General features: G+C 43.7%; 17 protein-coding genes. 16 read left to right on the plus strand and 1 reads right to left on the minus strand.

The features are described from left to right. Positions 1–342: 342 nt before the first annotated feature. From BVG16_RS14105 to BVG16_RS14135, 9 genes are all read left to right on the plus strand, one after another. Positions 343–3366 (plus strand): discoidin domain-containing protein, encoded by a 3024-nt coding sequence (locus tag BVG16_RS14105; RefSeq protein ID WP_078499314.1) that lies wholly within the window; start codon positions 343–345, stop codon positions 3364–3366. A gap of 403 nt (positions 3367–3769) precedes the next feature. Then, entirely contained in the window at positions 3770–3925 is a 156-nt protein-coding gene (locus BVG16_RS33120) for a hypothetical protein (RefSeq protein WP_198957468.1), read from the plus strand. A 35-nt stretch (positions 3926–3960) separates the two neighbouring features. Next, complete coding sequence (locus BVG16_RS14110) at positions 3961–4509, plus strand: RNA 2'-phosphotransferase (protein ID WP_078499315.1); 549 nt, start codon at positions 3961–3963, stop codon at positions 4507–4509. Positions 4510–5049: 540 nt separating this feature from the next. Then, positions 5050–5247, plus strand: a complete 198-nt coding sequence (locus tag BVG16_RS14115; RefSeq protein WP_078499316.1) for a DUF4177 domain-containing protein — start codon at positions 5050–5052, stop codon at positions 5245–5247. 81 nt (positions 5248–5328) lie between these two features. After that, positions 5329–5490: a hypothetical protein gene (locus tag BVG16_RS33125; RefSeq protein WP_198957469.1), complete on the plus strand. Its 162-nt coding sequence runs from the start codon at positions 5329–5331 to the stop codon at positions 5488–5490. A 529-nt stretch (positions 5491–6019) separates the two neighbouring features. Further along, positions 6020–6379, plus strand: a complete 360-nt coding sequence (locus tag BVG16_RS14120; protein WP_078499317.1) for a BlaI/MecI/CopY family transcriptional regulator — start codon at positions 6020–6022, stop codon at positions 6377–6379. Between the two features lie 10 nt (positions 6380–6389). After that, a complete protein-coding gene (locus tag BVG16_RS14125) occupies positions 6390–8057 on the plus strand; it encodes a M56 family metallopeptidase (protein ID WP_078499318.1) in 1668 nt (555 codons plus the stop codon). Between the two features lie 160 nt (positions 8058–8217). Further along, positions 8218–9630: an extracellular solute-binding protein gene (locus tag BVG16_RS14130; RefSeq protein ID WP_078499319.1), complete on the plus strand. Its 1413-nt coding sequence runs from the start codon at positions 8218–8220 to the stop codon at positions 9628–9630. A 90-nt stretch (positions 9631–9720) separates the two neighbouring features. Continuing rightward, positions 9721–10074: a P-loop domain-containing protein gene (locus tag BVG16_RS14135; protein WP_078499320.1), complete on the plus strand. Its 354-nt coding sequence runs from the start codon at positions 9721–9723 to the stop codon at positions 10072–10074. A gap of 304 nt (positions 10075–10378) precedes the next feature. On the opposite strand, the gene BVG16_RS14140 is transcribed toward BVG16_RS14135, so the two are convergent. Continuing rightward, positions 10379–11944, minus strand: a complete 1566-nt coding sequence (locus BVG16_RS14140; protein ID WP_078499321.1) for a YifB family Mg chelatase-like AAA ATPase — start codon at positions 11942–11944, stop codon at positions 10379–10381. A 338-nt stretch (positions 11945–12282) separates the two neighbouring features. Between BVG16_RS14140 and sucC the strand changes: the two genes are divergently transcribed. The 7 genes from sucC to hslU all read left to right on the plus strand — a co-directional run bounded on the left by sucC (position 12283) and on the right by hslU (position 21373). Then, a complete protein-coding gene (gene sucC, locus BVG16_RS14145; protein ID WP_078499322.1) occupies positions 12283–13449 on the plus strand; it encodes an ADP-forming succinate--CoA ligase subunit beta in 1167 nt (388 codons plus the stop codon). Positions 13450–13473: 24 nt separating this feature from the next. Then, complete coding sequence (gene sucD, locus BVG16_RS14150; RefSeq protein WP_078499323.1) at positions 13474–14421, plus strand: succinate--CoA ligase subunit alpha; 948 nt, start codon at positions 13474–13476, stop codon at positions 14419–14421. A gap of 133 nt (positions 14422–14554) precedes the next feature. After that, positions 14555–15646 carry a DNA-processing protein DprA gene (gene dprA / locus BVG16_RS14155; protein ID WP_078499324.1) on the plus strand — a complete coding sequence of 364 codons (1092 nt, stop codon included), beginning with the start codon at positions 14555–14557 and terminating at the stop codon, positions 15644–15646. Positions 15647–15699: 53 nt separating this feature from the next. Continuing rightward, positions 15700–17790 (plus strand): type I DNA topoisomerase, encoded by a 2091-nt coding sequence (gene topA / locus BVG16_RS14160; RefSeq protein ID WP_078499325.1) that lies wholly within the window; start codon positions 15700–15702, stop codon positions 17788–17790. 166 nt (positions 17791–17956) lie between these two features. Next, entirely contained in the window at positions 17957–19294 is a 1338-nt protein-coding gene (trmFO, locus tag BVG16_RS14165) for an FADH(2)-oxidizing methylenetetrahydrofolate--tRNA-(uracil(54)-C(5))-methyltransferase TrmFO (protein ID WP_078499326.1), read from the plus strand. A gap of 100 nt (positions 19295–19394) precedes the next feature. After that, complete coding sequence (gene hslV, locus BVG16_RS14170) at positions 19395–19937, plus strand: ATP-dependent protease subunit HslV (protein ID WP_078499327.1); 543 nt, start codon at positions 19395–19397, stop codon at positions 19935–19937. A 32-nt stretch (positions 19938–19969) separates the two neighbouring features. Continuing rightward, the gene (gene hslU / locus BVG16_RS14175; protein WP_078499328.1) at positions 19970–21373 is read left to right on the plus strand and encodes an ATP-dependent protease ATPase subunit HslU; all 1404 of its coding nucleotides are present in this window, start codon (positions 19970–19972) and stop codon (positions 21371–21373) included. Positions 21374–21432: the final 59 nt, after the last annotated feature.

Consider the following 21432-nt stretch of genomic DNA (forward strand, 5'->3'; position numbering starts at 1 on the left):
GATCCTGACTTGAATTCAAGCAGGATCTTTTTTTTATATTCTTGATAAATATGCTTATTGTAGAAAATAGTTTCGATGCGATTATGATCATTTATTCGCGATATATATTATTTTCAAGCTGGGCGATAATTGTTGCAGCATAGAATTTTGTTTATTGCATTAACGCGTTCATTTACTTAAGATGAGACCCGAAAGCTGGCTAACCCTGGAATAGATGCTTTCGTAATTTCAACATCGAGATGAAAGGAGGATCGTCGAAGAACGTTGAGGTGTTATTTAATTGTTCACTCCAATGGATCTACTTACAACTGTAATAATACATGTCTGAGAGGTGGGAAATAAATGATTAAGGAAATCGTCCGTCAGAGAAGAACAATAAAGACCGCTGCATGCATCGCATTGCTATCTTTTACTTGGATGTCTTCTTCACCTGCTGTCATGAGTGCAAATGAATCCGGCAAAACGGTTAAACCATGGGTCAACACAGAAGAACTCGGAAATTTGGTCTATGATAAACCTGCTACGGTTAGCAATTTCTTCACAGATGGGGATATGGCATACCAGAAGCCTGTAACCGCAAGCAATTATTATGGGAATAGCGCTTCTTTCGACGGATCCAAGGCGGTAGACGGGGATCCAAGCACGCGTTGGGCAACGGACGATGGCGGTCTTACATCGGTTACGATGGATATCGATTTCGGAACGGAAGTTACTTTTAATAAAATTGATTTTATGCAGTTCGCCAAAAGGATCGGAAGCTATAAAATCCAAGCGTGGAATGGTTCTGAATGGGTTGACGCCTATACAGGTGGCGAAGCAAAAGCAGGTTATACCAATGTGAACGATAAGGACAAATTTGCGCCGGAGAGCGTGACCTTCTCGCCGGTGACGGGGAGCAAGGTTCGATTTCACATTACATCTATCTTAGGAACAGCTGGACCGAGTATTTGGGATTTTAAGGTATTTAATACAAATGAGCCGCCACAAAAGTACGGAAATACGGCCTATGACGGGAACAAAGCGGTCGATGCCAATCCGGAATCACGTTGGGCAACGACCGATGATGTGACTTCGGCAACGCTTGAGGTGAGTTTAGGCGCGAATATGACGTTTAATCAAGTGGAATTCTCGCAGCTGCAGCAAAGAATCGGAAGCTACAAGATTCAATATTGGAATGGAGGCGAATGGCGAGATGCCTTTGTTGGAGGAAAAGCATCCACCAAGGAAAAGGCTGTTTTTAAACCTGTAACCGGCAGTAAAGTCAGATTGAATATTACGGAAAAAGTACCAGGTGCGCTTGGACCGAGCATTTCGGAGTTTGAAGTCTATAACACGGAAGCGAACCGTGGTCTATCCCGAGGAAGCAAAGCTTTGATCGACAAAGGTCTTCAAATTCAAGCATGGGTGCCGACTGACGTAAGCACTGGCGTGTTGAACGGGACCTTAGATGAGGTTAAAGTGTTTAACCGTGCATTGAGCAGCGAAGAGATTGGGCAGCTCGCAGGAAAGGGTACAGGCGATCCCTCGCAAATCACGGAGGGTGGCGTAGCGTATTGGAATTTTGATATAGATGACGGTCTTGTTCACGATTCATGGGGAGAGTATGAAGGAACTTTGAAAGGCGAAGTGAAAGCAGTCTCAGGGAAAATAGGCGGCGCCCTTGAATTTAACGGCAAGAATACTTCCGTTAAAATAGGTAAACCGGATATTTCGAACAACTGGACAGCTTCCATGTGGGTCAAACGGCTTCAAAGTCCTACGACGAGCGCAGCATTGATGAGTTCGAAGAACGCAGCGCTGAAATTGGAACAAGAAACCAGAACGAAAAAAGTGGGGTTCACGAAATACGGCGTTGCGGATGTAACCTTCAATTATGAGGCTCCGATCGATGAATGGGTGCACTTAACATTTGTCGGTACCTCCTTGGGTACTTCATTGTATGTGAACGGCGAATTCAAAGACAAAAGCAATATCATGATGAATGCTCCGATGGATACGATAGGCGCAAGCGTTATGGATAGCGACCGAGAATATCCGACGGCCAAAGAATGGAGCGATATTCACTTTACGGCTCCGACATACTATGATCCGCCACTATATAACGAGAGCATGCACAAAGTCCTTCCCGACATGCAGTGGGCAATTGCCAAAGCGCCTTACGCCGATCAGATGAAAGAGGCGCCAACGACGGAAGAACATTTCCTCAATGACACCCAAAGAGCAAATTTGGACCATCTCGTAAGCATGCAATTTGGCGATGAGGAAGGTTATAGTCCGGATTTGATCAAGAAAATGAAAGGTTGGTATGATCTAAGCCATAAATTGTATCCGGATGTCATCGTTCACAACAATCAATGGGGTGAACAGTGGACTCAGGATCAAATGAGATCCTATGTCAGGGCAGCTAAGCCGGATATGATTACTTTCGACGCCTATTACTTTGGAATGCGGGATAAGCCTCTTGCAGGTAGCGTTAAACAATTATATGAACAAGTGAATCATGTTCGAACGGTAGCACAAGAGGGTTACGATGGTACAGGACAGTCTCCGATTCCATGGGGGCAATATCTTCTAGGTTATAAAACGGGGAATAATGCTGCACAAACGGGGCCTTACGTTGCAACCGAATCACAAATTAATATCGTATCCTTTGCGAGTTGGACCATGGGAGCGAAATGGACGAGTCTGTTCCGATGGGAAAAGAATAATCCAGAAGTCTTCCTTTTCTACGATAAGAATGGCAATGTAACGGATCATTATCATTGGTATGCCGAGTTAGCGAAGCAAGGAAGAAACCTAGGATCGTATCTTGTCAGGTTAAACAGTACGGATGTACGATTTGTTCAAGGTCAACATCAAGAAAACGGCAAGAACGTACCCAATGCGAAACCGAAAAATGTAGCGTTATTCGATTCAACGGTAGATCCATACATGAGAAGCGTTACAGCAACGAACATGGGCACGGAAAATAACGGTTTACCGGGTGATGTGCTCATCGGGTATTTTGAACCGATTGACGGATTGAAGGATATTCATGATAAATTTTTACCTAAGGCAGAAAATTACTTCATGATCATGAACGGTCTTACAAGCGGCGAAGGCTTATTGCCGGGACAGCAGCACGGGTCTGCCGAAGAAACGAAACAGAAAATCGAAGTGATCTTTGATTTAGGAGATCGGAAGCCAGACACGCTTAGAAAAGTAAGCCGTGATACGGGGAAAGTAGAGCCGGTGCAGCTTACACATGTTTCGGGATCACAGTACCGATTCGAGCTTACATTAGGCGGGGGATTGGCGGATCTCTTCTTTTGGACGGGTAAAGAAGGCAAGGAGAATGCTAGCACTGTATTGAACGGACCGGAGTAAGTGAAGAACGGGTAATAATTACCATTGACCTTGGGGTTGCGAATATAACAAAGGCTACATATGCCCAGGACATGACGGTTCAATATCCTATGGAACTCTTTGATTTTGTCAATGCGGATTCTGATGAAGATGGATTAGAAATTCTAACGACGGTTAGCGCACCTTATTTTGCAGTAATACGGTCTTCATTATTAACTCCTGATTATTAATTCTCTGTATGGAACAAGTCGATTTTCCTTGCGCTAAGGAATGAATCGGCTTTTTCCATTGGTTGATGTTAAATAATGAATCCCATGCGATTGAGTTTCGTAACATATATTATACCTTCCTATTTTCCAAAATAATTGTTGCGCAGAAGAATGAATAGTGAAGTACATGAGAACATGATAGGAGGGAGTAAAACATGGATAGCGGATATTTTGTAGGCTGGGGAACTCTTGCCTTAATTAATGCAGGACTTGCGCAAGGGAAGAACAGAAGCGGGTTGAATTGGTTTATGCTCTCTTTGATATTAGGACCGATAGCAACGTTTATTCTAGTCATATCGGCAAAATTATAATTGAACCGTCATGCAAGGGCTTAAGGAGGAGGACCATGTTAACGAAGGCGCAAGAGCAAAGTTTAAGTAAATTTATGAGTAAAATGCTTCGCCATACACCAGCAGAGTTCGGACTTGTGCTGGATGCGTACGGCTATTGTCAACTTGAAGATCTGCTCCATGCAATCCGTAAGGAACATAAGTGGGCGCATATTACAGAGGATGATATTGAGACCGTAGTGTCGAATTGCGAGAAGCAGAGATACGAAATTAAGGGCAAGGGTATACGTGCGAGATATGGTCACAGTGCAGAGAAATTGACGTATCAAGCGATGCAGCCGCCTGCCATTCTCTATCACGGTACGAACGCCAAAGTTGTACATCAGATTTTAGCCGAGGGACTTAAGCCTATGGGAAGACAGTACGTGCATTTATCTGAAAATATAGAGTTTGCTACGCTAGCGGGAAAAAGACGAGGAGAGCTTGTTATTCTTGAAGTGGATACAGCGCATGCGGCTCAAAACGGGGGTACGTTTTATTTTGCAGAAAGTGGTGTATGGTTGGCGGATAAGATACCTGCAGGGTGTATGAGGATACATGGATGATACATAGTACATGGTTTCCGAATTCAATGATATAAAAGTAATCAAAAAACTCCTGATGATGTGTTGAGACCACAGAAAGAGTACCTTCACCCTAACCAAGTGAGCCTTCCTCGATTTTTTTCCATCCAGATGGGCCTTGTTATTATCTATAATGGAGTAATACAAGATAGGACGTAGGAATGAGCTTTGTTTATGATCTATATTGGATTTTATGCAGGATAGGAGCCACGAATTGAGGATTATTAATGTTTTTCATCCATTTTTATTGGAAATATACAATATAGACGCTTTAATATAGGCAAATCCGTTAAAGTTATTGGATTTATCCAACATAGCCAACTTCGTCATGATCTTTATCATCGATATAGTTAAAATACTAAAATTATCAGTGCCTTATGATGTTTTGCAGGGGTTTCTTTATTGTTCTAAAAGGGGAACGATGATAAATGTCGAATACAAGAATGTGGAGTAAAAAAGACGATGAATTATTCATAGAGGATAACGGCTCCATTTCACAACAATAAGAAGGATGGTAATCAGATGGAACAGTGGGAATATCGAACGCTCAAATTTCTTACAAAAGGTTTCTTTACGGGAGGAAAGTTAGATTTAGATGAATTCGATAACGAACTTAACGCGATGGGATCTCAGGGCTGGGAACTCATTTCTTGTTTTGATACAAGCCAATATCAGGGATCTTCGAAGGAAGTTATTTGCGTATTTAAACGAAAGAAATAAATAGATACTTATGATATTAGCTGAATGCAAGCAGAGAATGGGTACGATTATTCAATTTTTACGTAGTATGGAGGAATAACGATGCGTTCAGAAGATCAAATTAAACGTATGATTATTCAGTTAGAGCAGACGAAGCAGCGGCTCGAATCCGTTCATGAAAGTAATGAATTACGCGAGATTGTTGCTAGAATAGAAATGTTGGAATGGGTGCTAAATGCACCTACGGGAAAATATCACGTCTGAGGTATTTAATGAATGAACCGCGTAAAACGCGGTTTTTTTGTTGTCATAAATACAGGGTGTTGTCGAAAAGGATCGTCCAAGTAAACGATAAATCCATTTTATTTTCTGTTTTTGTTTTGATTCTTCTCATCACGATGATCTTTCTGACCTGTTTCAGTCTGCTCTGGTTTGTTTACCACGAATCACCCCCTCACCCGGTAGCCCATAACGGTCTATTAGATCTTCGATCATATGATTTGGATGATGCTCCACCGATTACCCTTGATGGGGAGTGGAGGTATTAGGGATTTGCTGCTATGGCTTGAGTCCGCCTTTGCTCCCGGATTTCTATGACAGCATAGACGATCGTCGCGAGGCATTCATTGATTACAACCGCCGGAATGAACAACAGGATATGAACATGGACAAATTATGAAATTGGTTCAAAATAAATCATAAGACTACTATTATAGTCTAGACACATATAGACTATTGCGGTAGTATATAACTACGCAAGACTATTACAATAGTCCGAAAAGGAGGTGTACATATGGAGATAAAGCTTTTCGATTCCGAGCTCAAAATAATGGATGTCTTGTGGAAAGAGGGAGATTTAACGGCAAAAGAGCTTACCGGCATTCTAAAGGAACAGGTCGGATGGAACAAGAATACGACCTATACAGTGATTAAAAAGTGCATTGACAAGGGTGCAATTGAACGGCTAGAACCAAATTTTGTATGCCGAGCGGTCCTCCCCAAAGAACAAGTGCAGGAACAGGAAGCTACGGAACTTATCAACAAAGTATTTGATGGATCAGCAGATTTACTTTTTGCTTCCCTTCTGAACAGGAAAAACCTGTCTCAGGAAGAAATAGATCGGTTAAAGCAATTTGTCAATAATTTGAAGTGAGGTGACAGATTTGAGTCTTTTTGATATGAGCCTCTCTGCGGCAGTTTTGATTATCGCGATTGTCATAATTCGTGCGCTTGCTCTGCACAAGCTGCCGAAAAAGACTTTTCTTGTCCTGTGGGGCGTTGTGATTTGTCGCCTGTTGATTCCGTTTTCGATTCCGTCAGGTATTAGCGTTTATACGGTAATTGACTTACTGAAACAGGCTGTTATGAAGTCGGAGGACTTAGCTGCCCCTGTAAAATCGATGGGAATTCCTTATATAGGCATTACCCCTAATCCGGAACAATTCATTGGAGTCGATAGGCCAGTTATACCCGTTTCTCTTTTTACAAGTATTTGGCTGGTGGGGATGTGTGTTTGCGCATTGTTTTTCATTGTGACTTATATCAAGTACACTAGAGAGTTTAATACCTCTCTACCTGTGGAGAAGGATTTTGTCGTTCACTGGCTAGGGGAACATCCTATGCGGCGACCAGTCCAAATCAGGCAATCCGATAAAATAACAGCGCCCCTAACCTATGGAGTATTCCGGCCTGTGGTACTCCTGCCCAAAACAACGGACTGGACAGATGAAACAAGCCTACGTTATGTCCTTGCCCATGAATTTGTACATATCCGGCGCTTTGACACGTTAACAAAGCTGCTTTTGGTATCGGTATTATCTATACATTGGTTTAATCCCATTGTATGGGTGATGTATGTGCTGGCCAACCGTGATCTTGAACTTTCTTGCGATGAAACTGTGGTGAGGACCTACGGGGAAACGATAAAATCTGCATACGCTATGACACTCATCGGCATGGAAGAGAAGAAAAGCAGGCTGACCCCTTTTTGCATCAATTTTAGTAAAAACGTGATAGAAGAAAGGATTGTGTCTATCATGAAAATGAAGAAAACTTCCAGTATCGGAATGATATTGGCTCTAGCTTTGACTCTTGGTATACCTGCTGTATTTGCGACTAACGCTGTCGGAGCAACAGATAATGACCAAGCTAGCATCTCTCTTATATCTACCAAAGATGCAAATGGATCAAAAAAGATCAGTTTTGATGGCGGTAAAACTTGGATGGATGAGGTGGAATACCAAAAGATAAATCCGTTGTCTGACATCGATTGGTGGACGTATGATGAATATAAAGAATGGCTAGCAGAAGAAAAGAAAACCTTGCCAAATTTGATCGGCGAAAAGAGTGGTTATTATGATAAAGATGGTGTTTTGCACACTGAGGTATGGACACAGGAAAAGGTAGATGAAACTATAGCCCTGTATGAACAAACACTTGAGGACATCAAAAATGGTGCAAAGGTTTCTAAATCTGTAAATGGTGACATAAGTGTAGGTTTTACAATTAAACCATCCGCTTCAATTATAGTAACAAAAGCGGATAGTACTACCGTGGAAGGTACTGGCGTAAATGAAAATCCTAATTCATTCGATTCTACTGTTACATATTCTATTGCATTCCACTTTGAAAACGGTGATACGAAAGAATTTATTTCATATCATTCAAAGAAAGAACTCATTGCCGCGGTAAAAGCATTTTGCGCCGAGCAAGTGAAGGCAGAAAAAATGACTCAGCAAGAAGCAGATGAGATTTTAAGCAAGTACAAATTAGAGTTATTGATAGCGCTAATGTCGCATGATGGAATAATAAACATTACTTCGCGGCAGTAAGGCAATATGTAAGGTTTGGCTAAGAATCGGCGGTCTTGAATGCAAACATCAAAACAGTCGCTTGTGAAAAAAATAGGTGAATTGTTTTTTGGACTATGTGAAAGGTATCACATGTAATATTCCAAGATATTTTATATATAGAGTAGAAAGGAAGTTGGAGATGCGAAAGTTTTATAGCTTGCTTTTGGTAAGTGTGCTCGCGTTGTCGCTGTTCTTATCAGCCTGCTCTAAAGACAAGAATGCTTTGAAGCTATTAGGCGAGGATGAACAGGTGAAGCTCAAGGTCGTGTGCTTTGATGAAAACTACTTCTATCAGCAATATGCCAATTATTTCTCTATGAAATATCCGAATGTTGAATTCGAAGTCATTTCCACGAACAAAATGCAGCAGGAGCTCGAGGAGTCGAAGAATCCAGATTCCAATGAGGCCTACACCAAGTTCATTGAGAAAAATCAACCAGATGTTTTAATGCTGTATGCAAATCAATTTGAGAAATTTGCATCCGCAGGCAAGCTCTATGAGTTGGATACGATGATCAAACAAGAAAAATTCGATATGGACAGTATAATCCCTAACGTGATTCAGCTGTTGAAAGACAAGGGCGGCGGTAAAATTTACGGCCTTGCTCCTACATTCAGCGCCCAAGCGATCTACTATAATATCGATATGTTCCAGAAGTATGGCGTTGATCTGCCTAAGAATCAGATGACTTGGGAAGAGGTACTCCAGTTAGCCAAGCGGTTCCCAACGGGAGGATCGGAGAAGGATCGGGAATATGGGCTATATATGGATTATGGGATGACGCCTTCGAATTTCATTATGATGGTCGCCAACACCGAAAATTTGCGTCTCGTGGATAAAGAAGAAGAAAAAGTACAATTTGACGCGGAGCAATGGAGAAAGGTCTATCAGCTTGTCGTGGATGGCTTCCAGTCGAAAACGCTCGTGAATAGAGATATGAATATGCAAGGGGGGACGATGGAGAGTTATTATCAGGGCAAAACGTTCCTCATGGGGAAAACTGCAATGGCGATTGGCGGAACTTGGTTAACGAATGAGATGCAGCGAGTCAAAGATGATTTGAAAGATTATAAGCCATTCCAATGGGGAGTCGTAACCGCCCCTGTCAGCGCGATGGACCCGAATACGGCGGATAGTATGTATCTCGATGAAATAATAGCGATCAATGCGCAGTCGCCGAATACGCGTGCTGCATGGGAATTCGTGAAGTTTGTCAATGGCCCTGAGATGGCGAAGATGCAGTCGCGCCAATTGAGTGGTAGTTTGCCAACGCGGAAGGAATTTATCAAAGACAAGGAGAACCATGACTTGTCCGCATTCTATATGTTGACTCCCCGGGCTAAAAACGTAACCTATCGTTTTGAGAAGACACCTGAAAGCTTCTTCCAGACCATATTGCAGGTAATGGATGAGCAAACAAAACAAGTGCTGGACAACACGCAGTCGGCCGACCAAGCGATAACGAATATCCAGAAGCAGCTGCAGGAGGGTCTAATCAAAGCCAAGCAGGAGGAAAAGGCAGCTAAAGAGAAGGAACAAGCCAAGAAGTAAGGCTGAATGAGCATCAGGTCTTATAAAATAAGCTATTCATCATTTCATCACTCGGATTTTGAAAGATTTTGAGATACGTATGATAAACAAATGCAGATTCGTGAATATTTAAATCATTATCATTATGTTGCCTTCATCGCAGATGGAAGTACACTCCCTAGAGAAAATGGTACCATTTCCCCCATGACGAGTCCCAGTCCATTTATTACACCAGAGAGTTTAAAAAAAGTCATTCGTTTTTCAGATAGCAAAAGTATATGTGGGATGGCTATACCAAAAGGAATAACGGTTATTACTGGTGGTGGCTTTTCCGGGAAAAGTACAATGCTTGCGATTGAAATGGGCATTAATAATCACATTCCGGGTGATGGACGAGAGTTTGTTATTTCGGTGGATTCTGCTCAAAAAATTTATATAGATAATGATCCGTATCAATCTACCTGATCATTTCTGATATATTTAGCAATGTGCTTTTGCCGGTACCCGAGCCACCGATGATTTGGATTTTCAATTAAATGCACCTCCAATTTGTGATGTCAACGGGTTTCACGACCGTGCCCTTATCGTATTTCTTTTCGCTTGACGAAGCTGTTCGCATGGAACGATTACGGAGCAGAGAAATGGAACGAAAAGGGCTGAATGACATGTGGCTTTAATGAAAATGGCGAATATACGAATGACTTTTTAGAGTATTTAAGCTCTAGTTAAATGGATGCTAATAGACCTTTCTCTTTTTAAAAAAAGGGTATTACATTGTACTCCCACCCACATTCCGATCCAAATTCCGATACTGAATCGCCTCGGCAATATGCTCCACCTCGATATGCTCCTTTTCCGCTAAATCTGCAATCGTTCGAGATAGCTTTAATATCCGGTCATTTGCGCGTAAACTCAAGCCCAATGCCTCATACGTCTGCTGAAGCAGTAGATCAGCTTCAGGTGTCAGCTGCGTGTATCTTCGGAGTGCTGATCCAGACAGTTCGCTGTTCCAAGCAATGGGAAGCCTACGATAACGCTCGATTTGTATCGCTTGCGCGGTCAATACCTGTGTCCGCATCTCTTCTGAAGACATGGTAGGTCCGATTTGTTTATGATTCGATATCCGCGGGACTTCGACCTGTAAATCAATTCGATCGAGGAGCGGGCCCGAAATCCGCGAGCGATAGGCGGCAATCTTGGGCATGCTGCAGCTGCAGCGATGTTGAGGCGTCTCCGCTCCCCAATAGCCACAGGGACAAGGGTTCATCGAAGCCGCCAATAACACATGGGCCGGATAATGGAACACAGCCCGTGTACGACTGATCGTAACCGATCGTTCTTCGAGCGGTTGGCGCAGTACTTCTAATACAGCACGCGTAAATTCCGGCAGCTCATCCAGAAAAAGGACGCCTTTATGTGCGAGACTCACTTCACCAGGTTTGGGAATGGATCCTCCGCCGATGAGTCCTCCCGCAGAAATTGTATGATGAGGGGAACGGAAGGGACGTGTTTTGAGGAGTCCTTCCTGTTGTCCGGTTAATTTCCCCACAACGCTGTAGATTTTCGTTACTTCTAAAGCTTCGTCTTCCTGTAAGGGTGGTAGAATGGATGGGAGACGGCGAATTAGCATGGTTTTCCCTGTACCAGGCGGACCAACTAACAGGATGTTATGCATACCCGCAGCAGCGACGATCAAGGCGCGTTTGACCTGCTGATTTCCTAGGACATCTGCGTAATCTTCTTGAGTCACATCTATGTTAGAGTGACCATGCTCATTGAACTCCACATTCGGAATAAACCTCAGTTTTCCTACGTTGAGTGCTCTATTTGAATCATCCTCAGGCACGAGTTGATTCATATGTTGTATCGCATAAATGTCCATATCTTCAATTAATGCTGCTTCAGGCGCATTCCCAGCGGATAGGAGAACTTTACGAATGCCGTGACGTTTGGCGTGGTCGATCATCGCCAAGACACCGGGAATGGGGCGAACCTCTCCATTTAAGGATAATTCGCCAATCATTAAGATTTGTTCAGCATCCTCTATTAGGATTTGATCGCTTGTTAGCAGTATCCCGACAGCAATGGCAAGATCAAAGGCAGAACCTTCTTTTCGAATATCCGCAGGCGCTAGATTGACCGTAATTCGAGCGAGGGGGAAGGTGAACCCGCAATTTTTAATCGCGGCTCGAACCCGATCTATAGACTCGCGTATCGCGGAATCTGGAAGACCCACGATGCTCATTTGAGGGAGTCCGTTACTGATATCGACCTCGACTTGGATCATTCGTCCTTCGACCCCATAGACGCATGCGCTATTGATTTGTCCGTACATAATAAAAACACCCTTTCCACAACAAAATAGCGGAAAAAGGTGCTTCCTTATATCCAGAGGATTTTAATATATTGTAAAATTTCCCTTTTAGTCTAAAGTGAAAGGGCTATGATGTCAAGTGAAGCCGCACGGTTAACCCATATTTATCCAACTGATCTCAAAAAGTGATAAGTATCATATCAAAAAGATTTATATTCTTCCTCTGAAAACTAAGGAAAGCGTTTTAAAAAAGTGTTACAATAGTCTCGCTTGTATATTCTGCCATTTCATAGATTGCAAGACGGGAATGGCACCGTGAAATGCAGTTTAGTTCGCAAAAGTTTAAGGAGGATTCTAGAATGAATATCCATGAGTATCAAGGAAAAGAAGTCCTGAGACAGTATGGAGTTGCCGTTCCTCAAGGGAAGGTTGCATTTTCTGTAGATGAAGCTGTTGAAGCTGCGGAGTCGCTCGGAACCCCAGTGGTTGTCGTAAAAGCTCAAATTCATGCTGGTGGCCGCGGTAAAGCTGGTGGTGTTAAAGTTGCGAAGAGCTTAGAAGAAGTGCGAACTTATGCGGAGCAAATTCTCGGTAAAGTTCTCGTAACACATCAGACAGGACCTGAAGGCAAAGAAGTAAAGCGCTTGCTTATTGAGCAAGGTTGCGATATCAAGAAGGAATATTATGTTGGCGTTGTCGTCGATCGCAGCACAGGCCGTGTCGTTATGATGGCATCGGAAGAAGGCGGCATGGAGATTGAAGAAGTTGCTGCGCATTCTCCTGAGAAAATTATTAAAGAAGTGATTGATCCTGCCATTGGTCTGCAAGCGTTCCAAGCTCGTAAACTAGCGTATGCGATCAACATTCCATCTACACTTGTGAACAAAACTGTCCACTTTATGCAAGCGCTGTATACAGCATTTGTTGAAAAGGATTGTTCAATTGCAGAGATTAATCCACTTGTTGTAACAGGCGATGGTAACGTGATGGCGTTGGATGCGAAGTTGAACTTTGATTCCAATGCATTATATCGTCATAAAGATATTCTCGCGTTACGTGATTTGGATGAAGAAGATCAAAAAGAAATCGAAGCTTCGAAATTCGACCTCAGCTATATCGCGCTCGATGGCAACATCGGATGTATGGTGAACGGTGCAGGACTTGCGATGGCAACGATGGATATTATTAAATATTATGGCGGCGACCCTGCGAACTTCCTAGATGTAGGGGGCGGTGCTACGACCGAGAAAGTTACCGAAGCGTTCAAAATTATTCTGTCCGATGAGAAAGTCAAAGGGATTTTCGTCAATATCTTCGGTGGAATCATGCGTTGTGACGTTATTGCTGACGGTGTCGTTGCAGCAGCCAAACAAATCGGACTGGATCGTCCGCTTGTCGTGCGGCTTGAAGGAACGAACGTGGAAATCGGCAAACGCATCTTGAATGAATCCGGTTTGAATATTGTTTCCGCAGATTCCATGGCGGATGGTGCACAGAAAATCGTGAAGCTCGTTGAGGCTGTTTAATATAATAGAGGATGTGAGTAACCCATGAGTATTTTGATTAACAAAAATACAAAAGTCATCACACAAAACATGACTGGTAAAACCGGGATGTTCCACACCAAAGGCGGCTTGGAATACGGTACACAAATGGTTGGCGGAGTATCGCCAGGCAAAGGTGGAACAAATGTTGATTTCGAACTAGAGAACGGCTCTGTTGTAACACTGCCTGTATTCGACACGGTTGTCGAAGCGGTTGCAGTAACAGGCGCAACGGCTAGCGTTATCTATGTACCACCTGCATTTGCGGCGGATGCGATTATGGAAGCGGTAGATGCTGATCTAGAATTGGTTATCTGTATTACGGAAGGGATTCCAGTCCTCGATATGGTGAAAGTTTCTCGTTACATGGAAGGCAAAAAAACCGTGTTGATCGGGCCAAACTGCCCAGGCGTTATTACGCCGGATGAATGTAAAATTGGGATTATGCCAGGATACATCCATACCAAAGGTCATGTAGGCGTAGTTTCCCGTAGTGGTACGTTAACCTATGAAGCCGTTCATCAATTGACGACGCGCGGAATTGGCCAATCCTCTGCGGTAGGTATTGGTGGTGACCCTGTAAAAGGTTCCGAATTTATTGATATTCTTAAACTATTCAATGAAGATCCAGAGACCTTCGCGGTGATTATGATTGGTGAGATTGGCGGGACAGCGGAAGAAGAAGCAGCTGAATGGATTCAAGCGAATATGACGAAACCTGTCGTTGGATTCATCGGCGGTGCTACAGCTCCTGAAGGTAAACGGATGGGTCATGCGGGTGCCATTATTTCTGGCGGCAAAGGGACAGCGGCTGAGAAGATTGCTAAGTTGCAGTCTTGCGGCATTCAAGTGGCTCCAACGCCATCTGAAATGGGTTCCACGTTGGTCAAAGTTCTTGAAGAACGCGGAATGCTCGAACAATGCGTTACAAGAAGCGAACTAAATACGATTTAATCGATAGAAAAAGGTAAGCAACCTTTCTGCAGCCGTTCCGACGGTGTGGGAAGGTTGCTTTTTTTGTATAGAAATGTCGAAAACTTGCAAATAGGTTCCATTTTATCGCACAATAGAAGGGAGTTTTTTTAACATGGAAGAAAATATGATCTTGTTCGGGTTGCATCAACTAGAGGGAATCGGTGCAAGAACCATCCATGTATTAATGAAGAAGTTGCATTCCTTACATGAATTGTTTACTTTAGATAAGCAGGATCTCGTTGATTTGGGTTTAACGCAGGACAAGGCCTCCTACATTGCGCAGCAGCTCACACCTGACAACATTGATGCGTGGTTAGAAGGCTATAAACAGCGTCAAATCGGGATCATTACGATTTTGGACCCTGAATACCCCGAACTGCTCAAAGAAACGCCAGCACCCCCGTGGGTTCTTTATACGATAGGAAATACATCATTGCTGCAGGAGCCGTCGATTGGTATGGTAGGAACTCGAGTGCCGACGGCTTATGGCAAGAAAGTATCCGAGTTCCTATCTCGAGACTTGTGCGGAGCGGGTTTCACAATTGTGAGCGGACTAGCGAGAGGGATAGATAGCTGCTGCCATGCAGCGGCTTTGCAAGTTCAGGGACGAACGATAGCCGTATTAGGGACAGGAATACATGCCATCTATCCCCCAGAGAATCGGTCTTTACATGAAGAAATCGCTGCGAAGGGGTTAGTGATCTCCGAGTATCCGATCGGGACAAAATCGCATCCAGGGTTATTCCCCCAGCGGAACCGTATCATTGCTGGTTTAAGTCTAGGGACTGTAGTTGTTGAAGCAGATATCAAGAGCGGATCATTGATCACGGCAGATGCAGCATTGGAGGCATCCCGCGAGGTCTTTGCTGTTCCAGGTCCAATTACATCGCCTAAAAGTCTAGGGGCGTTAAATTTGATTCGCCAAGGCGCTAAATTGGTCATGACGGCAAATGATATTATAGAAGAGTTTCAAACATGGAATAGAGTTTCTCTTCAACCCATCATGGCAGAGCCATATTCGTCGCCCGAGTTGACAAGCGATGAGTTGAACGTTTATCGTTTAATCGAACCGGCTCCGATTGGTTTTGATGAGCTTCTGGAAAAATGTGAAAGTAATTTTGGACATTTGCATTCAGTTCTGTTATCTTTACTAATAAAAAAGGTAATCAGTCAACTTCCGGGTTCCGTGTATATAGCAAATTAACGCATGAAATACAAAGAATGAAGAGTTTGGATGATGGAGAGGAGGATGAGCCTATGGCGGATTCACTAGTCATTGTGGAGTCACCTGCAAAAGCGAAAACAATTGGCAAGTATTTGGGCAGTAAGTATATTGTGAAAGCGTCAATGGGTCATGTCCGGGATTTGCCGAAAAGTCAGATCGGTGTCGAAGTCGAAAATGACTTCAATCCAAAATATATAACGATTCGTGGTAAAGGTTCGATCATGAAAGAACTGAAAGACGCGAGGAAAAAAGTGAAAAAAGTCTATCTCGCAGCTGACCCGGATCGCGAAGGAGAAGCAATTGCCTGGCATTTGGCGCATGTCCTCGATTTGGAAGAGGGCGAAAGCTGCCGCGTTGTTTTTAATGAAATTACGAAGCAAGCGGTGAAGGATGCTTTCAAAACCCCACGTCAAATCAATATGGATTTGGTCAACGCACAACAAGCACGACGAATTCTTGATCGTCTTGTTGGTTACAAGATCAGCCCATTATTATGGAAGAAAGTCAAAAAGGGCTTATCTGCCGGTCGAGTACAATCCGTAGCGGTGAAAATTATCATTGATCGTGAAAATGAAATTAATGATTTTGTCCCTGAGGAATATTGGTCTATTCTTGCGAAGCTTGGGATCGGAAAAAATGAATTCGAAGCAAAATTCCATTCCATTGATGGAACCAAACGTGAGTTGCATAATGAAGATGAAGTAAAAGAAATTCTAGAGGCGATCGCCAAACAGAAATTCACGGTTACCGAAGTGAAGGAGCGGGAAAGACAACGTCACCCTTCGCCGCCGTTCATTACGAGCTCTCTGCAGCAAGAAGCAGCCCGTAAATTGAATTTCCGTGCAGCCAAGACCATGTCTGTTGCGCAACAGCTGTATGAAGGTGTTGATTTAGGGAAAGAGGGTACTGTCGGTTTAATTACATATATGCGTACGGATTCCACGCGTATTTCGACAGTGGCTCAAGATGAAGCTAAAGAATTTATCGTGGGAAAATACGGAAGCGATTTCTCGCCGGAAACGCCACGACAATATACCAAAAAAACTTCTGCGAATGCACAAGATGCGCATGAGGCGATACGTCCTACATCGGTATTAAGAGAACCGGATGAGATCAAATCATTTATGAGCCGTGATCAGTACCGTCTCTACAAGTTAATTTGGGAACGCTTTGTAGCGAGTCAAATGACCTCTGCGATCCTTGATACGTTAACGGTAGATATTGCGGCAGGGAGAGCAACATTCCGTGCTGTGGGTTCCAAAGTTCGTTTCAAAGGGTTTATGCAGGTCTATGTGGAAGGTAACGATGACGGTTCAACGGATGAGGATAAATTGTTGCCCGCCCTGAAACAAGGGGATGTGCTGACGAACAAGGATATCGAACCGAAGCAGCATTTTACACAACCTCCTCCGCGTTATACAGAGGCAAGACTTGTCAAAACGCTTGAAGAGCTTGGGATTGGAAGACCGAGTACGTATGCTCCTACATTGGAGACCATTCAGAAACGCGGTTATGTCGCGGTGGAAGAGAAGAAATTCGTTCCAACGGAATTGGGCGAACTCGTCATCGAGCAAATGGAACAATTTTTCCCTGAGATTCTAGATGTTGAATTTACCGCTCATATGGAAGAGGATCTCGACCATGTGGAAGAAGGTGAAGGCGAATGGGTGAAGGTCCTCGCTGACTTTTACAAATCATTCGAGAAGCGTTTAGAAGTAGCTGAGGAAGAAATGAAGGAAATCGAAATTGAAGATGAGGTTTCCGACGAGATTTGCGAGAAATGTGGACGTCATTTCGTCTATAAGATGGGCCGGTTCGGTAAATTCCTAGCATGTTCCGGATTCCCGGATTGTCGAAACACCAAGCCGATCGTCAAGGAAACGGGCGTAAACTGTCCAACTTGTCATGAAGGTCAGGTCGTAGAACGCCGCAGTAAAAAAGGTCGTATTTTCTATGGCTGTACGCGATATCCTGAATGTGATTTCGTATCGTGGGATAAACCGATTTCTAAGCCATGCCCGCAATGCGGCAAGTTACTGGTTGAGAAGCGTACGAAGCAGGGGATTAAGCATAATTGTACTTCGTGTGATTTTAGCGAAGAAGTTCAAGATCAAGAGGATTAAGCCTAGATGTATAGCGATGCCTATACTCTTACAACATAAAACGTAGAGCGTCCGCACAGTCCCTAATTCTTAGGGACTGTTTCGGCGAATGCGCTCATAAATAAGTGATAAGCAAATATTTATAATTGTAGAGAGCTCGCTCTCAGACCTTCGAGGGGGATACAACATGTCAGATCATCAAAGAGTTACCGTGATTGGAGCAGGATTAGCAGGAAGTGAAGCGGCTTGGCAAATCGCTAGCCAAGGTGTGCCTGTTACATTATATGAGATGCGCCCTGTGCAGAAAACGCCAGCGCATCATACCGATAAATTTGCTGAACTTGTATGCAGTAACTCACTTCGTGCGAATGGATTAGCCAATGCTGTGGGTGTCGTGAAGGAAGAGATGCGTATGCTGAATTCACTGATCTTAGGTGCGGCAGACCGTAATGCGGTGCCGGCAGGAGGTGCGCTTGCGGTAGACCGTGACGGCTTCGGGAATGAAATCACGAATACGCTTCGCAATCATCCATTGATTGAAGTACGGAACGAAGAAGTGACTGAAATCCCGCAAGAAGGAATCACCGTTATTGCTACAGGCCCATTGACATCACCAAGTCTTTCTGCACAAATTAAAAATTTGTTGGGCGAAGAATACTTCTATTTTTATGATGCGGCAGCTCCGATTATTGAGAAAGACTCCATAGATATGAATCAGGTTTATCTTGCTTCTCGTTACGACAAAGGGGAAGCAGCATATCTGAATTGTCCGATGACAGAAGAGCAGTTTAATGTGTTCTATGATGCGCTGGTCTCCGCAGAAACAGCGGCGTTGAAGGAGTTCGAGAAAGAAATTTATTTTGAAGGTTGTATGCCCATTGAAATTATGATGAAGCGTGGCAAACAAACCGCTTTATTCGGACCCATGAAACCTGTAGGGCTCATAAATCCGCACACAGGTCAGCTTCCTTATGCTGTTGTCCAATTGCGCCAAGATAACGCAGCTGGTACGTTATATAACATGGTTGGTTTCCAGACGCATTTGAAATGGGGCGAGCAAAAACGGGTATTTTCATTGATTCCAGGTCTTGAAAACGCGGAATTCGTTCGTTACGGCGTCATGCACCGCAATACATTTGTGAACTCGCCAAGATTGTTGAATGCAACCTATCAATTCAAGGGTCGGGAGAACCTGTTTTTTGCAGGTCAAATGACAGGGGTTGAAGGATACGTGGAATCAGCAGCATCTGGGCTTATTGCTGGGATTAATGCGGCACGTTATGCGAAAGGGTTGCCTTGTCTCGAGTTTCCAGAGCAATCCACGCTAGGCAGTATGGCGCATTATATCACGAATGCGGATCCTGAGCACTTCCAGCCGATGAACGCAAACTTCGGTTTATTGCCTCAGCTTGAGAAACGGATTCGCAACAAAAAAGAGAAAAATGAAATGTTAGCGAACCGAGCGCTCGAAACCATTCGTTTTTTTGCAGAAGAGCATCAACTGATTTATACTAAAACTATGTAGATTTTCAAGACGACGAGAAGCAGCTGCTATGAGCTGTTTCTTTGTTTAAATGGTTAGGAAAGTATGAAGACGAGAAATTTGCCTTAGGAGGGAACTGATCATGGAAATGTCATTTCATGCGACAACGATATGTGCGATACGTCATCAAGGAAAAGGTGCTATTGCAGGAGACGGACAGGTAACCTTCGGAAATTCTATGGTGATGAAGCAGCACGCCAAAAAAGTGCGCCGATTGTATCGTGGCCAAGTGGTTGCCGGATTTGCGGGTTCTGTAGCAGACGCCATCACCTTATTTGAGAAGTTTGAAGGTAAGCTGGAAGAACATCATGGAAACTTGCAGCGCTCAGCCGTAGAATTAGCAAAAGACTGGCGTTCGGATCGAGTTCTTCGTAAGTTAGAAGCGATGTTGATTGTGATGGATCAGACAGGATTGTTGTTGATTTCAGGGAATGGTGAAGTCATTGAACCGGACGACGGTATTCTTGCCATCGGTTCAGGTGGATCCTTCGCGCTGTCAGCAGCACGTGCCTTACAACGTCATGCACCACAGATGGAAGCCAAAGAAATCGCCAAAGCTTCCCTTCAAGTGGCATCGGAAATTTGTGTGTTTACAAATGGAAATATTATCGTAGAAGAAGTATGAGAAAAAAGGACTATGGATTTGGAGGGATGTAAATGAGTAACCAATCTTTAACACCGCGACAAATTGTGGCGGAACTGGATAAGTACATCGTTGGACAAAAGAATGCTAAAAAATCCGTTGCTGTAGCACTGCGTAATCGTTATCGTCGCAGTTTACTTGATGAATCCATCCGAGATGAAATTGTTCCCAAAAACATATTAATGATCGGTCCTACTGGGGTCGGGAAAACAGAGATCGCACGCCGTCTGGCTAAATTGGTTCATGCACCGTTCGTGAAAGTGGAAGCGACGAAATTTACCGAGGTCGGTTATGTGGGTCGCGATGTTGAATCCATGGTTCGTGATTTGATCGAGACATCGATTCGTATGGTGAAGACCGAACGTATGGAGAGTGTGAAAGATAAAGCAGAAGAGATGGCGAATGAACGGATTGTACAAATTCTCGTTCCTTCGAGCACGAAATCTAAAAATCAGAAGAACCCATTTGAAATGTTATTCGGCAATAATAATGCGAATCAAGCGCAGCAAGAAGAGACGGAACCGCAAGATACTAATTTGTCAGAACGTCGCCGTCAAGTCCGGTTTAATTTACTTGCAGGTAAATTAGAGGACGATGTGATTGAGATTGATGTTGAGGATATGGCGCCAAGCATGTTAGACATGTTCGCAGGTCAAGGCAACGAGCAGATGGGGATGAACATGCAAGAGATGTTCGGTAACCTCATGCCGAAGAAAACTAAACGTCGCAAACTTGCGATTAAAGAAGCGCGCAAAGTCTTAATTCAAGAAGAAGCCAGCAAGCTCGTGGATATGGATGATGTGACACAAGAGTCGATTCGACGTGCAGAACAATCCGGCATTATCTTCATTGATGAAATTGATAAAGTGGCAAGTTCAGGTCGAGGTTCAGGTCCTGATGTGTCTCGAGAAGGGGTTCAACGCGATATTCTCCCAATCGTCGAAGGTTCAACCATTATGACCAAATATGGCCCTGTGAAGACGGATTACATTCTATTTATGGCGGCGGGCGCGTTTCATATTGCGAAGCCTTCGGATCTGATTCCAGAGTTACAAGGCCGATTCCCGATTCGTGTCGAATTGAACAGTCTGAGCTTAGAGGATTTCGTGTCTATTCTGACAGAGCCGAAGAACGCCCTAACGAAACAATACACCGACCTCTTGAAGACAGAACAGATCGAAATCGAATTCTCGGCGGAAGCCATTCGTGAAATTGCGAATATTGCAGCAACGGTGAATCAGAATACGGAGAACATCGGCGCACGCAGACTTCATACGATTCTTGAGAAATTACTTGAAGATCTATCGTATGAAGCCCCTGAACTTACGCTCCAGCATATGGTCATTACGCCGGAATATGTTCGTGAGAAGCTCGGGGATATTGCACAAAATCGAGATTTGAGTCAATATATTCTATAAGAACATGCGGAATGGGTATAGCCGTCCTTTAACGGGACGGTTATCGTTCTGCATGAAAT

This window comes from Paenibacillus selenitireducens (genome assembly GCF_002021565.1).
In the GTDB taxonomy this organism is placed as follows: Bacteria; Bacillota; Bacilli; order Paenibacillales; family Paenibacillaceae; genus Paenibacillus_K; species Paenibacillus_K selenitireducens.